General features: G+C 60.1%; 14 protein-coding genes. 3 read left to right on the top strand and 11 right to left on the bottom strand.

Annotation, left to right across the window (positions count from 1 at the left end):
• Nucleotides 1-15: 15 nt before the first annotated feature.
• From ubiB to ubiE, 3 genes are read right to left on the bottom strand one after another with little or no spacing between them, the layout of a single operon-like run.
• The gene (gene ubiB, locus QMK54_RS01815) at nucleotides 16-1,620 is read right to left on the bottom strand and encodes a ubiquinone biosynthesis regulatory protein kinase UbiB (RefSeq protein WP_110662390.1); all 1,605 of its coding nucleotides are present in this window, start codon (nucleotides 1,618-1,620) and stop codon (nucleotides 16-18) included.
• Nucleotides 1,617-2,240, bottom strand: coding sequence for an SCP2 domain-containing protein (locus tag QMK54_RS01820; protein ID WP_110662391.1), 624 nt, complete (start codon nucleotides 2,238-2,240; stop codon nucleotides 1,617-1,619). Before QMK54_RS01820 ends, ubiB begins: the two co-directional genes overlap by 4 nt.
• On the bottom strand, nucleotides 2,240-3,010 hold the full coding sequence (gene ubiE, locus QMK54_RS01825; protein ID WP_007989286.1) for a bifunctional demethylmenaquinone methyltransferase/2-methoxy-6-polyprenyl-1,4-benzoquinol methylase UbiE: 771 nt from the start codon (nucleotides 3,008-3,010) through the stop codon (nucleotides 2,240-2,242). The genes QMK54_RS01820 and ubiE overlap by 1 nt, the downstream gene beginning before the upstream one ends.
• Nucleotides 3,011-3,165: 155 nt before the next feature.
• Here ubiE and QMK54_RS01830 point away from each other — a divergent pair, with 155 nt between their 5' ends.
• From QMK54_RS01830 to QMK54_RS01845, 3 genes are all read left to right on the top strand, one after another.
• Complete coding sequence (locus QMK54_RS01830; RefSeq protein WP_103397263.1) at nucleotides 3,166-3,441, top strand: polyhydroxyalkanoic acid system family protein; 276 nt, start codon at nucleotides 3,166-3,168, stop codon at nucleotides 3,439-3,441.
• 245 nt (nucleotides 3,442-3,686) lie between these two features.
• A complete protein-coding gene (locus QMK54_RS01840; RefSeq protein ID WP_110663007.1) occupies nucleotides 3,687-4,109 on the top strand; it encodes a phasin family protein in 423 nt (140 codons plus the stop codon).
• Between the two features lie 10 nt (nucleotides 4,110-4,119).
• Nucleotides 4,120-5,025 (top strand): phasin family protein, encoded by a 906-nt coding sequence (locus tag QMK54_RS01845; RefSeq protein WP_223590465.1) that lies wholly within the window; start codon nucleotides 4,120-4,122, stop codon nucleotides 5,023-5,025.
• Between the two features lie 195 nt (nucleotides 5,026-5,220).
• Here QMK54_RS01845 and QMK54_RS01850 read toward each other — a convergent pair whose 3' ends face one another.
• The 8 genes from QMK54_RS01850 to QMK54_RS01885 all read right to left on the bottom strand — a co-directional run bounded on the left by QMK54_RS01850 (nucleotide 5,221) and on the right by QMK54_RS01885 (nucleotide 14,203).
• The gene (locus QMK54_RS01850) at nucleotides 5,221-5,841 is read right to left on the bottom strand and encodes a TetR/AcrR family transcriptional regulator (RefSeq protein WP_110663321.1); all 621 of its coding nucleotides are present in this window, start codon (nucleotides 5,839-5,841) and stop codon (nucleotides 5,221-5,223) included.
• Between the two features lie 172 nt (nucleotides 5,842-6,013).
• Nucleotides 6,014-7,696 carry a class II poly(R)-hydroxyalkanoic acid synthase gene (phaC, locus tag QMK54_RS01855; RefSeq protein ID WP_110662585.1) on the bottom strand — a complete coding sequence of 561 codons (1,683 nt, stop codon included), beginning with the start codon at nucleotides 7,694-7,696 and terminating at the stop codon, nucleotides 6,014-6,016.
• Between the two features lie 115 nt (nucleotides 7,697-7,811).
• Nucleotides 7,812-8,666, bottom strand: a complete 855-nt coding sequence (gene phaZ / locus QMK54_RS01860) for a poly(3-hydroxyalkanoate) depolymerase (RefSeq protein WP_110662584.1) — start codon at nucleotides 8,664-8,666, stop codon at nucleotides 7,812-7,814.
• Between the two features lie 141 nt (nucleotides 8,667-8,807).
• On the bottom strand, nucleotides 8,808-10,487 hold the full coding sequence (phaC, locus tag QMK54_RS01865; protein ID WP_110662090.1) for a class II poly(R)-hydroxyalkanoic acid synthase: 1,680 nt from the start codon (nucleotides 10,485-10,487) through the stop codon (nucleotides 8,808-8,810).
• A gap of 259 nt (nucleotides 10,488-10,746) precedes the next feature.
• Nucleotides 10,747-11,124 carry a gamma-butyrobetaine hydroxylase-like domain-containing protein gene (locus tag QMK54_RS01870; RefSeq protein ID WP_223590462.1) on the bottom strand — a complete coding sequence of 126 codons (378 nt, stop codon included), beginning with the start codon at nucleotides 11,122-11,124 and terminating at the stop codon, nucleotides 10,747-10,749.
• A 154-nt stretch (nucleotides 11,125-11,278) separates the two neighbouring features.
• On the bottom strand, nucleotides 11,279-12,616 hold the full coding sequence (hslU, locus tag QMK54_RS01875) for an HslU--HslV peptidase ATPase subunit (RefSeq protein WP_110662089.1): 1,338 nt from the start codon (nucleotides 12,614-12,616) through the stop codon (nucleotides 11,279-11,281).
• A gap of 55 nt (nucleotides 12,617-12,671) precedes the next feature.
• Nucleotides 12,672-13,202: an ATP-dependent protease subunit HslV gene (hslV, locus tag QMK54_RS01880; protein ID WP_046031180.1), complete on the bottom strand. Its 531-nt coding sequence runs from the start codon at nucleotides 13,200-13,202 to the stop codon at nucleotides 12,672-12,674.
• A gap of 287 nt (nucleotides 13,203-13,489) precedes the next feature.
• On the bottom strand, nucleotides 13,490-14,203 hold the full coding sequence (locus QMK54_RS01885; protein ID WP_320401952.1) for an SPOR domain-containing protein: 714 nt from the start codon (nucleotides 14,201-14,203) through the stop codon (nucleotides 13,490-13,492).
• Nucleotide 14,204: the final 1 nt, after the last annotated feature.

The raw sequence follows: 14,204 nt of genomic DNA on the forward strand, positions 1-14,204 counted from the left end.
GTGTTGCGCGACTGGCTATCGGCGAACGACCAGATACAAACCCACCGCCATCATGATGCCGGCCGGCCAGTAAGCCAACTGGTTCAGCGGGCCGCCAGCGGCAAGGATGGCGCCCCCGGCCAGGTGAGCCGTGCCGAGCAGGCGCAGGAACCAGTCGTCACGGCGCCGATGCCAGGGTGGCGGCGGGTCGTAGGCATGGGGTTGGGACATGCGTTCGAGCAGGTCGCGGGCCATGTTGGCCAGGTGCGGGAGCTGCTCGAACTGGCTGTGCACGTTGCCGAGCAGGGCTTTGGGGCTGACGCGCTCACGCATCCAGCGCTCAAGGAACGGCTGCGCGGTGTTCCACAGGTCGAGGTCAGGGTACAGCTGGCGGCCCAGGCCCTCGATGTTCAGCAGGGTCTTTTGCAGCAGGACCAACTGCGGCTGCACTTCCATGTTGAAGCGGCGAGCGGTCTGGAACAGGCGCATCAGCACCTGGCCAAAGGAAATATCTTTTAACGGTTTTTCGAAGATCGGCTCGCACACCGTACGGATCGCCGCTTCGAATTCGTTGAGTTTGGTTTCCGCCGGCACCCAGCCTGAATCGATGTGCAACTGCGCCACGCGACGGTAATCGCGCTTGAAGAAGGCGAACAGGTTGCGTGCCAGGTAATCCTGGTCTTCCGGGGTCAGGCTGCCGACGATGCCGCAGTCGATGGCGATGTACTGCGGGCTCCACGGACTTACAGTGCTGACGAAAATGTTGCCGGGGTGCATGTCGGCGTGAAAGAAGCTGTCGCGGAACACTTGGGTGAAGAAAATCTCCACGCCACGCTCGGCGAGCATTTTCATGTCGGTGCGCTGGTCGGCCAGGGTCGCCAGGTCGGTGACCTGGATGCCGTAGATGCGCTCCATCACCAGGACTTTCGGCCGGCACCAGTCCCAATAGACTTGCGGCACGTACAGCAGCGGCGAACCTTCGAAGTTGCGCTTCAACTGGCTGGCGTTGGCCGCCTCGCGCAGCAGGTCGAGTTCGTCGTAGATGGTTTTTTCGTAATCGCTGACCACGTCCACCGGGTGCAGCAAACGCGCATCGGCCGAGAGTTTTTCGGCGGCGCGGGCGAGGATGAACAGCCACGCCAGGTCTTGGGCAATCACCGGCTTGAGGCCCGGGCGGATCACCTTGACCACCACTTCTTCGCCGGTTTTCAGTTGCGCGGCATGCACCTGCGCCACCGAGGCCGAGGCTAGCGGTTCAACGTCGAAACGGCTGAACACGTCGCTGATTTTCTTGCCCAGCTGTTCTTCGATCAGCTTGACCGATACTTGCGAATCAAACGGCGGCACGCGGTCCTGCAGCTTCATCAGCTCATCGGCGATGTCTTCCGGCAACAGGTCGCGACGTGTGGACAGGATCTGCCCGAACTTGATGAAGATCGGCCCCAGGTCCTGCAGTGCCAGGCGCAAGCGCGCGCCACGGCTCAGGTCCAGGGTCTTGCGCGGGAACCAGCGCCACGGCAGGGCATAGCGCAGCGCCCGCAAGAACCAGGGCAACGGCAGGGCGAACAGCAGGTCATCGAGGCGGTAGCGGATCACGACGCGCTGGATGCGCAACAAACGGCGGACGGCAAGCAGCTTCATGCGTTATCGCTTGGGTCGAGGGATCGGGAAAGGCGCTCGAAACGCGCCTCGAGACGTTCCAGATCAAGCTTGATCTGGTCCAGTTCACTGAATCGGGCTTCGGCTTCGCGCTGACCGACAAGGGTGCGCGATTCTTCGGCCAGGTATTCGCCCAGGTTCTGGCCCAGGCTGGCGAAACCTTGCTGATACCAGCGGGCGCGGCTGCGCAGGTGACCACCAACCAGTTGCGTGGCGACCGGACCCAGCCAGCGCGAGAGTTCGTACTCCCAGTCCAGCTCCAGGTCCTGCAGGATCGCCGCCAGTTCCAGCAGTACGCCGCTGTCGCCGTCGAGTTCCACTTCAGGTCTGTGCAGGATCGCGGTCTTGTCCTTGCTCATGGCCAGATTCAGCAGGCTCGAGGCCGGTGCACGCAAGGTGCAGTCGGCGCCGGTTTCCCACTGGGAGGCGAGCATCAGGCCTTCGTCGCTGGGCAGGATGAACAGGTGCAGCGCCGGGCTGCGGCAATCGACGGCAATCACCTTGCCGGTCAAATGCGCCAGCCGCGGCAGCGCCGTGCTGTCGAGACGCAGCACCCGGTTCAGACCGAGTTCAACGCTGGCGAGCAGGCCGGCGAGCAGCATCAGGGCTTGATGCCGCGGTGCAGGGCAACGATGCCTGCGGTCATGTTGTGATAGGTCACGCGGTCGAAACCGGCCTCGACCATCATCGACTTCAGGGTTTCCTGATTCGGGTGCATGCGGATCGATTCGGCCAGGTAGCGGTAGCTTTCCGAGTCGTTGGTGATCAGCTTGCCCATCAGCGGCATGAAGGCGAACGAGTAGGCGTCGTAGGCCTTGGACATCAGCGCGTTGGTCGGCTTGGAGAATTCCAGCACCAGCAAACGGCCGCCCGGCTTGAGCACGCGCAGCATCGAGCGCAGGGCATCTTCCTTGTGGGTCACGTTGCGCAGGCCGAAGGCGATGGTCACGCAGTCGAAATGGTTGTCCGGGAACGGCAGTTTTTCCGCATCGGCCTGGACGAATTCGACGTTGCCGGCCACACCGAGGTCCAGCAGGCGGTCACGACCGACCTTGAGCATGGATTCGTTGATGTCGGCCAATACGACCTGGCCGGTCGGGCCTACCAGGTGCGAGAACTTGCGGGTCAGGTCGCCGGTACCGCCAGCGATATCGAGCACGCGATTGCCGGTACGAACGCCCGACAGTTCGATCGCGAAACGCTTCCACAGACGGTGCATGCCGCCCGACAGAAGGTCGTTCATCAGGTCGTACTTGGCGGCTACCGAGTGGAATACCTCAGCGACTTTTTCCGCTTTCTGGCTTTCCGGAACGTTTTTGAAGCCGAAGTGAGTGGTGGGTTCGGCATCGCTGCCTTTGCGCTGATCAGTCATATCGCTGTCACCAAAAGAGAATGCGCGACATTCTAATCCCCAAGGCATGCTTTGTCTTGGCAAGGCTGAAGGTAAGATGGGCAACCATCGGGACGTTTTGACGCAGCAGAGGTCAAGATGCCTGGGGAAAGCATCCATAAAGCAGGAGTCATTTGATGGCCCGTATTAGTGTTGAACGTGCCCATGGCCTGGGTAAGGAAGCGGCTCGCGAAAAGGCCGACAAGCTGGCGCAGAAACTTTCCGATCAGTATGGCCTGGAGCCGCAGTGGTCCGGCGATACCCTGAACCTCAAGCGCTCGGGTGTGAAAGGCGCGGTGCATGTCGCCGAGGATTCGATTCGCGTCGAAGTGGAACTGGGCCTGATGATGTCGGCCATGAGCGGCATGATCAAGGCTGAGATCGAAAAGGCGCTGGACAAGGCGTTGGTCTGATTTCTGTTTGAAATGAGATCCGCTGTGGGAGCGGGCTTGCTCGCGAAGGCGGTGCGTCATTCAACATTGATGTTGACTGACCTGACGCTTTCGCGAGCAAGCCCGCTCCCACATTTTGTTTTGTGGTGTGGCCAAAGGTTTATGTCAGTTGTTAGGGTGCCGTTTCTAATTTTTCTCCCTACTTTGTGCCAGAGCCCGACACTTATCCGGGCAGTTCCTCAAACCTTCTGCGCGTGAGGTGCACCATGGCCAAAGTTATTTTGAAGAAAAAAATCGACGTATCGACCAGCACGCTGGGCGACGTCAAATCCTATGCCCGCAAGATCTGGCTGGCAGGCCTGGGTGCCTACGCCAAGGTCGGTCAAGAGGGCAGCGAATACTTTCAAGAGCTGATCAAGGCTGGTCAGGTTGTTGAAAAGAAAGGCAAAAAAGTAGTCGCTGAGAAACTTGAAGCGGCCAATGCCGAGATCGATGAAGTCAAGAGTGAAGTCAGTACTTTCAAAGGCCGCGTCGAAGTTCAACTCGACAAGGTCGAGAAGGCGTTCGACACGCGTGTCGCAAGTGCCTTGAATCGTATCGGCATTCCGTCTAAACATGACGTTGAGACACTCTCTGCTAAGCTCGATGAGCTAACGGCATTGCTCGAACGTGTCGCGCGTAAATCTTAAGGAGAACGGGATGGCTGTTAAAAAGAAAACCGAAAAAGAAGGCAGCTCGTGGATCGGGAAGGTTGAAGATTACTCCCGAAAAATCTGGCTGGCTGGTTTAGGCGTGTACTCGAAGATCGACACTGACGGCAGCAAACTCTTCGATGCATTGGTTAAGGACGGCGAGAAAGCCGAGAAGCTCACCAAGAGCGCTGTTGGCAAGACCGTCGACGCCGCCAAGGACTCCGCTTCTTCGGCCAAATCGCGCATCAGCGGCGTGAAAGATCGCGCACTGGGCAAGTGGGATGAGCTGGAAGGTGCTTTCGACAAGCGTCTGAACAGTGCCATTTCGCGTCTGGGTGTACCGAGCCGCAACGAAGTCAAGGCGCTGCACAGCAAGGTCGAGACCCTGACCAAGCAAATCGAAAAGCTGACCGGTGCCAAGGTTGCGCCTGTTGCGGCGAAAACCGCGGCGGCCAAACCTGCTGCCAAGACTGCCGCCGCCAAGCCAGCAGCGAAAACTGCTGCCAAGCCACTGGCAAAAGCAGCGGCTAAACCTGCTGCCAAGCCTGCGGCTAAAACTGCAGCCGCCAAACCTGCAGCAGCCAAGCCTGCGGCCAAACCGGTTGCTGCGAAAGCTGCCGCCAAACCGGCTGCCAAGCCAGCAGCGGCCAAGCCTGCGGCTAAAACGGCTGCAGCAAAACCAGCCGCCGCCAAACCGGCAGCCAAACCTGCTGCCGCGAAAAAACCTGCAGTGAAGAAGCCAGCAGCTCCAAAAGCCGCTGCGCCAAAACCAGCAGTAGCAGCTGCCAAACCGGCGACCCCGGCAACCCCGACAGCAGCTCCGGTCAGCGCATCGAACTCCGCGACCGCACCGACCCCTGCTGTCACTCCGACTGCCGCGCCAGCTCCATCGACGCCAACCAGTCAGTCCTGATTTTCAGGGCTCAAAAAAACGCCCGGCCTGCCAAGGTCGGGCGTTTTTGTTTGTGAGTGCATTCGGGAACACAACAAAGATCCACTGTGGGAGCGGGCTTGCTCGCGAAAGCGTCAGGTCAGTCAATATCAATGTTGACTGGCACACCGCCTTCGCGAGCAAGCCCGCTCCCACAGGGAATGGCTGTGGTCAGAGTTATTCGTGGTCTTCCAGATACGCCATCGCCATCTGCTCGGTCGCAGCCTTCATCGAGGGCAGCAGGTGTGGCGCGACCAGCATCATGATTTGGTAAACCACCAGCCGCACCTCACCTTCGCGATCAAGAATCCGCTGATAATCCAGCGAAAACAGCAGTGTCATGGTGATCTGTTCCACCAGTTGTCCCAATGCCTGGGTCTCACTGACCAGCAGCCCTTGTGCCTTCAATCGTGCCAGCAGCGACGCCAGTGTGCGCTTGAGTGCATTGAGCAGATTGCGGATGCCCTTGGCCAGTTTCGGCAGGCGCCCGGCGAGGTTCGACAGGTCCTGGAAGAGGAACCGGTAGTGGGACAGGCGTTCGACGATCAGGTGCAGGAACAGCCAGTAATCTTCGGGGGCCAGTTCGACATCGGCCGGCGGATCGAGCAGTGGGGCCAGTTCGCCCTGAAAGCGCTCGAACAGCCCGAGAATCAGCGGTTCCTTGCCGTGGAAGTGGTAGTAGAGGTTGCCCGGGCTGATGCCCATTTCATTGGCAACTTCCATGGTGGAGACATTCGGTTCGCCCTTTTGATTGAACAACTGCAGGGCACATTCGAGGATCCGGTCGCGGGTTTTCATCCAGTCTTCTTAATGTTCGTGCCAGGCCAACCTCCAGTCCTGTAGGAGCGAGCATGCTCGCGATGGTCGTTAACGATTACGCGGGCTACCTGATGACCCGCGGCGTCTGGATGTCCATCGCGAGCAAGCTCGCTCCTACCGGGTCGGAGACTGACTGTGGCCTTTTTTAGGTTCAGCGCACACGTACGTAGGTACCGGGCGCAGCTTCCATCGGTGGATAGTTCTGGTTGCCGAGCGCCATGTGGGTTTCCTTCTGCGCGCCGGAGCGTTCCTGAATCCAGCCCAGCCATTGGGTCCACCAACTGCCGTCGACATGCTTGGCGTCGTAGTACCAGGCACGGGGGTCGCTGCTCAGTTTGCCGTTTTCGACATAGTTGGCTTTCGGGTTGCTCGGCGGGTTGAGGATGCTCTGCACATGACCGCTGTTGGATAGCACGAAACGCCGCTCGCCACCGAGCAGCAACGTCGAGCGATACACCGCATCCCATGGCGTGATGTGATCGTTGATACCGGCGACGCTGAAGCTGTCGACGGTGACTTTCTGCAAATCGATCGGCGTGCCGCACACTTCCAGCCCACCTGGATGAGTGAGCGGGTTGTGCTTGAAGAAGTCCAGCAGGTCGCCATGCAGGGCCGCAGGCAGGCGGGTGTTGTCGTTGTTCCAGTAGAGAATGTCGAACGCCGGTGGCTCCTTGCCCAGCAGGTAGTTGTTGACGAAGTAGCTCCAGATCAAATCGTTGGGGCGCATCCAGGCGAAGACCTTGGCCATGTCACGGCCGTCCAGCACGCCTTTCTGATAGGAACGGCGCTTGGCAGCCTCCAGGGTCTGCTCGTCGGCGAACAACGTGGCGGGGCTGTCCAGCTGACTGTCGAGCAGGCTCACCAGGTAAGTCGCGCTGGACACCCTGCGCAGTTGCCGCTTGGCCTGCAAATGGCCTTGCAGCGCGGCAATGGTCAGCCCGCCGGCACAGGCGCCCATCAGGTTGACTTCGCGTGCGCCGGTGATCGCCCGGCAGACATTCATGGCCTCTTCCACGGCCTCCACGTAGGTCGAGAGCCCCCATTCGCGGTGACGCACATCTGGGTTGCGCCAACTGATCATGAAGGTCTGCAGGCCGTTTTTCAGGGCGTACTGGACGAAGCTGTTGTGCGGGCTCAGGTCGAAAATGTAGTACTTGTTGATTTGCGGTGGCACCACCAGCAGGGGCTTGGAGTACTGCTTTTCGCTCATGGGCTTGTACTGGATCAACTCCAGCAGCTCGTTGCGAAACACCACGGCACCTGTGGTAGTGGCGACCGTCCTGCCGACCTCGAACGCTTGCTTGGTGACTTGTCGGGGCAGGCCATCGTTGTGCAGCAGATCGTCCAGCAAATGGCCGATGCCACGCACCAGGCTGTTACCGCCGGAATTGAACAGTTCCTTGACCGCCAGTGGATTGAGCAGGGTGTTGGAGGGCGATACCGCATCGTTGAGCAAGGCGAAAGCGAAGTGCGCGCGAGCGCGATCGTCCGGGCTCATGTTGCTCTCGTCGATCCAGCTCTTGACCTGTTTCTGCCAGCTCAGATAGGCCTGCAGGCTGCGGCGATAAAACGGGTTGAGGCTCCACGCCGGATCGGCGAAGCGAGCGTCCTGCGGGTTGGTCGGGTGCAAGGTTTCGCCCAGCAACACACGGCCAAGCTGACCGCCGAGTTTGAGGGCATGTCGAGCGCTGTGCACCGGATTGCGCAAGCCATGGGCGGCCACACTGCGCAGGGTCGACAGCAGATCCCGGCCGCGCAGACCGGTAATCGCACTCTGTGCATTGATGAACGCGGCGGGAGTCGGTAAGGATTCCCTCGCTGGTTTCTCGCGCATGAGTCAACACTCCTTCGTCTTCAGGCCAAATACAAATACACCGAACCAGAACACCATAGACGCTGTAACGGGTTGCTGCGCGGCGTGGCGTCCTGCCGACCGCTGATGCAGCGCTTTAGCCGCCCAATGGCGCCGGACGCGGATGCATCACCGCGCGCTGGCGCTCCTCTTCGAGGAATTTCATGATGATCGGCGCCACCGCTTCGGCCCGGGTAATCAGGAACAGATGGCCGTCATCGATGATGTGCAGCTGGGCGTTGGGAATCCGCCAGGCCAGCAAGCGCATGTTGATCAACGGGATCAACGGGTCATCGTCGCCGGCCAGCACCAGGGTCGGCTGGCGTATCTTGTGCAGCCAGTGAATGCTGGTCCAGCCGAGGCCAGCGAACAGCTGCCAGTAGTAACCGAGCTTGCCCGCCGAACGCACCTTGGCCGCATGGCTCGCGGCCAGCGTCGGGTCGCGACGGAACGCGCCGCCGTAGATCATCGGCGCAATGCGGATCACGTGGGACGGCTGGATGTAGCGTCGCGGGCTGGCCATCATCCATAAAACCTTCGGCTTGCCCGGCACCATCACCGCACCCGCCGCCGTCGCCGCCAGCACGAGTTTCTTGCAGCGTTCCGGATAGTCGTAAGCGAACTGCTGGGCCAGGGCGCCACCCCAGGACACGCCGATGACGTTGACCTGCCCGTAGTCGAGGTAGTCGAGCATCCGCGCCGTGAGCTTGGCCAACCCCGGAAAGCGATACGGTCGGTTCGGCGTCGATGAACCGCCGACACCGGGTACGTCGAAGGCGATGACTTCCAGGTCCGGGTCCAGCGCCGCGATGAACGGGAACACCAGCTCCAGGTTGGCGCCGATGCCATTGAAAATCAGCAGGGGCGTCAAGTGAGGCTTGCCGGGGCGTACCGCCGTGCGGAGCGTCTGGCCATCCAGATCGACGGTACGGAATATGAAGGGTTGCGGCATGCTTCTGGCCCTGTGGGTGGATCTTGGTTCCTGACACGCATTCTGTAGGAGCCGGCTTGCTGGCGATGCGGTCACCTCGGTTTGCCAGTCTCACCGTGGTGATGCGTTCGCCAGCAAGCCGGCTCCTACAGGTCTGCGGGTCTAGCGCTCGTGCACGTAAGTGCCTGGTGCAGCTTCGCCTGCTGGATAAGCTTTGTTGCCCAATTTCAGCGGAGCTTTTTTCAGGTTGCCCGAACGCTGTGTCTGCCAGGCCTGCCAATGCAGCCACCACGAATCGGCGTGCTTGGTCGACTCTTCCTGCCAGTCATCGGCATTGGCGGTCATTTCGGTACTGGTCATGTAGCGCGATTTCGGATTGCCCGGCGGGTTCAGAATGCTCTGGATATGCCCACTGCTGGACAGCACGAATTCGACATTGCCGCCGAACAGTTGCGCCGACTTGTAGCAAGAGCGCCACGGGGTGATGTGATCGCTGGTCCCGGCCAGGGAAAAAATATCGGCGGTGACCTGTTTCAGGTCGATCGGTGTGCCGCACACTTCCAGTGCATTCGGACGAATCAGTGGATTGCTTTTGAACATTTCGATCAGGTCGCCATGGAACGCGGCCGGTAACCGGGTGGTGTCGTTGTTCCAGAACAGGATGTCGAATACTGGCGGCTCGTTACCCAGCAGGTAATTATTGACCCAGTAGTTCCAGATCAGGTCGTTGGGGCGCATCCAGGCAAAGACTTTCGCCATGTCGCGGCCTTCCAGTACGCCGGCCTGATAGGAGTGGCGCTTGGCGCTTTCGAGGGTTTGTTCATCGACGAACAACGCCACATCGCTGTCCAGGGTGGTGTCGAGCACACTGACCAACAGCGTGAGGGCGTTGACCTTGTTCTCGCCAATCGCTGCGTAGTGGCCCAGCAGCGCGGTGCAGGTGATGCCGCCCGAGCAGGCGCCGAGCATGTTCACGTCCTTGCTGCCGGTGATCGCGGTGACCACGTCGACCGCTTCCTTGAGCGCCTCGATGTAAGTCGACAGGCCCCACTCACGCTGCTCCTTGGTCGGATTGCGCCAGCTGACGATGAAGGTTTGCACGTTGCTGCGCAGGCAGAACCGCGCCAGGCTTTTCTCCGGGCTGAGGTCGAAAACGTAGAATTTGTTGATTTGCGGTGGCACCACCAGCAGCGGGCGTTCGTGCACCTGCTCGGTGATGGGCTTGTACTGGATCAGCTCCAGCACGTCGTTGCGAAACACCACTGCACCTTCGGTCACGGCCAGGGTCTTGCCGACTTCGAACGCACCCATGTTGACCTGGCTCGGCATGCCGCCGTTGTGTACCAGGTCCTTGGCCAGATGCGAGAGGCCGTCAAGCAGGCTTTTACCGCCAGTTTCGAAGAAACGTTTGACTGCCGCCGGGTTGGCCGCCGTGTTGGTCGGGGCGAAGGCTTCGGTCATGAGGTTGATCACGAAGTGGCCGCGACTGACGTCCTTGGCCGGCAGGCTGCTGTCGTCGATCCAGTCGTGGAGTTCCTTGCGCCACGCCAGGTAGGTTTGCAAATAACGTTTGTAGAGCGGGTTCTGGCTCCAGGCCGGATCGGCGAAGCGACGGTCATCGCTGTTGGGCAGCAGTTCGGATTTGCCTAGCAGTACGTTCTTGAGTTCAAGGCCGAAATGAGCGACATGCTTTGCGCTGTGAATCGGTTGTTTGATGGCCTGCCTGAGCACCATGCGAGCAGAAGCCAGTAGATCTTTTCCACGCAATCCAACGACAGGATTCAGCCCCAAGGTATTTTCGGAGGCTTGCTGCTTCAAGTCATCGTTATTCTTGTTACTCATCTACGACGCTCCAATGTCCTGAGACGAGTACCCGGGTCCTGCTGTGCAGTCACACAATCAATGCCAGGTACTGCTGCTCGGGTGACCGTTAATACTGCATCGCTGCTTTTTGTTCGCAGAGAGCACTGCAGGGAACTTGCCAGTTCCATTGGTTACCCGAGTTTAATTTTTTTCGCAAGCAGGCCAATCGACGGCCTTGGAGCGGAGCATTCAAACAGATGAAATTAGAAAATGCCCTCTAAAGAGCGAGAGGCTTGGATTAGAGCATCAGCTTGACGACGGATTCGTTCGGATCGCGGGTTTTTCCGGCGGCTTTTAGCTCGGCCAGATAATCTTCCCAGAGTGCGTCATAACGTCGCCCCAGCTCGTAAAGATATTCCCAGGTGAACAGACCGCTGTCGTGACCGTCATCGAAGGTCAGTTTCAGTGCGTACTGACCGGCCGGTTCTACCTTGGCCAGGCCGACGTTGATCTTGCCAAATTGCAGGATGGGTTTGCCGTGGCCCTGGACCTCGGCGGAAGGAGAGTGCACGCGCAGGAACTCGGCGGGCAGGGTGTATTCCTCGCCGGACGCGTATTTCAGCGACAGGGTTTTCGAGGCTTTGTGCAGCTTGATGTCGGTGGGGAGTTGGGTCATGAGCGGATGTCCAATTGTGTGTGGGACCCCGATTCAAATGTGGGAGCGGGCTTGCTCGCGAAGGGGCCTTAACATTCAACAGTGATGTTGATTGTCAGACCGCTTTCGCGAGCAAGCCCGCTCCCACAGGGTCCGTCATCGCTGTAAGTATGGCTTACAGGATATAACGGGACAGGTCTTCGTTCTGCGCCAATTCACCCAGGTGGCTGTTGACGTAGTCGGCGTCGATCTGGATCACCTTGTCGTCATGGGCGCTGGCCAGGTCGCCGGCGCTGAACGACACCTCTTCGAGCAGACGCTCGAGCAGGGTGTGCAGGCGACGGGCACCGATGTTTTCGGTTTTCTCGTTGACCTGCCAGGCGATCTCCGCGATGCGCTTGATGCCGCTAGGCAGGAACTCGATGCCCAGGCCTTCGGTTTTCAGCAGCGCGCAATATTGCTCGGTGAGAGAGGCGTGAGGCTCACTGAGGATGCGTTCGAAGTCTTCCGGGCTCAGGGCCTTGAGCTCGACACGGATCGGCAGGCGGCCTTGCAGTTCGGGCACCAGGTCGCTCGGCTTGCTCAGGTGGAACGCGCCGGAAGCGATGAACAGGATGTGGTCGGTCTTGACCATGCCCAGCTTGGTGTTGACGGTGCAGCCTTCGATCAGCGGCAGCAGGTCGCGCTGTACGCCTTCACGGGATACATCGACGCCACCGGAATTGCCACGCTTGGCGACCTTGTCGATTTCGTCGATGAACACGATGCCGTGCTGCTCGACCGCTTCCAGGGCCTTGGCCTTCAACTCTTCATCGTTGACCAGGCGGCTGGCTTCTTCGTCGCGCACCATCTTCAGCGCTTCTTTGACCTTGAGCTTGCGGGACTTCTTCTTGCCCTTGCCCATGTTGGCGAACAGGCTCTGCAACTGGTTGGTCATTTCTTCCATGCCCGGTGGCGCGGAGATGTCGACGCCGGCCATTTCGGCGACTTCGATTTCGATCTCCTTGTCATCCAGCTGGCCTTCGCGCAGGCGCTTGCGGAACAGCTGGCGGGTGTTGGAATCGGCAGTCGGGGCATCGTCGCTGCTGAAGCCCATGCGCGCCGGTGGCAGCAGAGCGTCGAGGATGCGCTCTTCGGCGGCGTCTTCGGCGCGGTGGCGAACCTTGACGATTTCCTGCTCGCGCAGCAGCTTGATCGCCGCATCGGCCAGGTCACGAATGATCGATTCGACGTCGCGGCCGACATAACCGACTTCGGTGAATTTGGTCGCTTCGACCTTGATGAACGGCGCATTGGCCAGTTTTGCCAGGCGACGGGCGATCTCGGTTTTACCGACACCGGTCGGGCCGATCATCAGGATGTTCTTTGGCGTGACTTCAACGCGCAGCTCTTCAGGCAGTTGCATGCGGCGCCAGCGATTGCGCAGGGCAATGGCGACGGCGCGCTTGGCATCGTCCTGGCCGATGATGTGGCGGTTGAGTTCGTGGACGATTTCACGGGGAGTCATGGACATAATATTCAGTGGACCTCAAGCAAGAATGGGCCTTGGTGCGGTGGGCTGCACGGGCTTACTCGGCGCAGTCCTGCTCCTCGATGGTCTGGGTGTGGTTGGTGAATACACAGATGTCGGCGGCGATGCCGAGGGCGGTTTCGACGATTTCCCGGGCCGACAGATCGGTTTTCTTCAGCAGCGCGCTGGCAGCAGCCTGGGCGTAACCGCCGCCGGAACCCATGGCGATCAGGCCTTCTTCGGGTTCAACCACATCGCCGTTACCGGTGATGATCAGGGAGGCGTCTTTGTTGGCGACCGCGAGCATGGCTTCAAGGCGGCTAAGGGAGCGGTCGGTGCGCCATTCTTTGGCGAGTTCGACGGCGGCGCGCACCAGGTGACCCTGGTGTTTTTCCAGCTGGCCTTCGAAACGTTCGAAGAGGGTAAAGGCGTCGGCGGTGGCACCGGCAAACCCGGCGATGACCTGGCCGTGGTACAGGCGGCGAACTTTTTTCGCATTGCCTTTCATCACGGTATTACCAAGGGAAACCTGGCCGTCGCCACCCATGACGACTTTGCCGTGGCGGCGAACTGAAACGATGGTGGTCAAGGGAAGAGTCTCCACGCAGCGGGGCGAAAATGCCTTATGCCCATTCATATGGGGGTGCTGGAATGGATTTCAACTGTAGGACGCGGCGGGGGACGAATGGCGTGCAATAACTGTGGCGAGGGGGCTTGCCCCCGCTGGGGTGCGAAGCGCCCCCAAACCCAGACTCCATGTTGCTTCAGGCAAATCCGGAATTCCGGTTTTGCGGCCGCTGCGCGACCGAACGGGGGCAAGCCCCCTCGCCACAGGGTTTTGTGGGCAACCTCAAGCAAGGTGCCCACAGTGAGGACTCAGCGGCTTTGACGTTGTTGTAACAACAGATTGCTGAAGCCGGCGCCGGCCAGCTGTTTCTGCGCAGTGGTCAGTTGTTCGCGATTGCTGAACGGACCGACCAGAACCCGATACCAGGTTTCGTCCTTCACCGTCCCGGACTCAAGCGCCACAGCCTGGCCGAGCAGGATGATCTGCGCGCGAACCTTGTCCGCGTCAGCTTCTTTGCGGAACGAACCGGCCTGCAGGAAGAACTTGGTCACCGGCGCCGCCTTGACCGGCGGCGCTGGTGGCGGCGTGATCCCGGCCAGGGCGGCCTGGGCGCGAGCCGTGTCGATCTTCGCCGCTTCGGCCGGGGTCACCGGCGTGGTCGGAATGGTCGGCACTTGTGGCGTCGGCAGGGTTTTTTCCGGCACGGCATCCGGCGGCACGATGACTTCCGATTCCGGCAGCAAGGTGTAGAAGTCGTACTTCGGTTTCACCGGTTGCGTCGGACTCGGCGGGGTCTTGTTGGCCTCGGCGATCTTGCTGGCTTTCTGCTGTTGCTGTTGTTCGACCTTTTCACGCTTGACCGTGTCGCTGCCCTTGCCCGGTTCCAGTTTCATCAGGAATACGATGAAGGCGCCGACCGTCAGGCCGATCGCCATCCACAGCCAGCCCGGGATCGGTTGCTTTGCAGGAGCTTGGTAACGGCTGGCGCCACGCTTGGGTGCTGGTTTTTTCTTGGCAGCCAAC

Origin of the sequence: Pseudomonas sp. P5_109 (genome assembly GCF_034009455.1) — a bacterium.
Classification (GTDB): domain Bacteria; phylum Pseudomonadota; class Gammaproteobacteria; order Pseudomonadales; family Pseudomonadaceae; genus Aquipseudomonas.

Excerpts from the sequence above, each read along its gene's own strand:
- ubiB (WP_110662390.1), bottom strand. The coding sequence starts at position 1,620 with ATGAAGCTGCTTGCCGTCCGCCGTTTGTTGCGCATCCAGCGCGTCGTG.
- QMK54_RS01820 (WP_110662391.1), bottom strand. The coding sequence starts at position 2,240 with ATGCTGCTCGCCGGCCTGCTCGCCAGCGTTGAACTCGGTCTGAACCGG.
- ubiE (WP_007989286.1), bottom strand. The coding sequence starts at position 3,010 with ATGACTGATCAGCGCAAAGGCAGCGATGCCGAACCCACCACTCACTTC.
- QMK54_RS01830 (WP_103397263.1), top strand. The coding sequence starts at position 3,166 with ATGGCCCGTATTAGTGTTGAACGTGCCCATGGCCTGGGTAAGGAAGCG.
- QMK54_RS01840 (WP_110663007.1), top strand. The coding sequence starts at position 3,687 with ATGGCCAAAGTTATTTTGAAGAAAAAAATCGACGTATCGACCAGCACG.
- QMK54_RS01845 (WP_223590465.1), top strand. The coding sequence starts at position 4,120 with ATGGCTGTTAAAAAGAAAACCGAAAAAGAAGGCAGCTCGTGGATCGGG.
- QMK54_RS01850 (WP_110663321.1), bottom strand. The coding sequence starts at position 5,841 with ATGAAAACCCGCGACCGGATCCTCGAATGTGCCCTGCAGTTGTTCAAT.
- phaC (WP_110662585.1), bottom strand. The coding sequence starts at position 7,696 with ATGCGCGAGAAACCAGCGAGGGAATCCTTACCGACTCCCGCCGCGTTC.
- phaZ (WP_110662584.1), bottom strand. The coding sequence starts at position 8,666 with ATGCCGCAACCCTTCATATTCCGTACCGTCGATCTGGATGGCCAGACG.
- phaC (WP_110662090.1), bottom strand. The coding sequence starts at position 10,487 with ATGAGTAACAAGAATAACGATGACTTGAAGCAGCAAGCCTCCGAAAAT.
- QMK54_RS01870 (WP_223590462.1), bottom strand. The coding sequence starts at position 11,124 with ATGACCCAACTCCCCACCGACATCAAGCTGCACAAAGCCTCGAAAACC.
- hslU (WP_110662089.1), bottom strand. The coding sequence starts at position 12,616 with ATGTCCATGACTCCCCGTGAAATCGTCCACGAACTCAACCGCCACATC.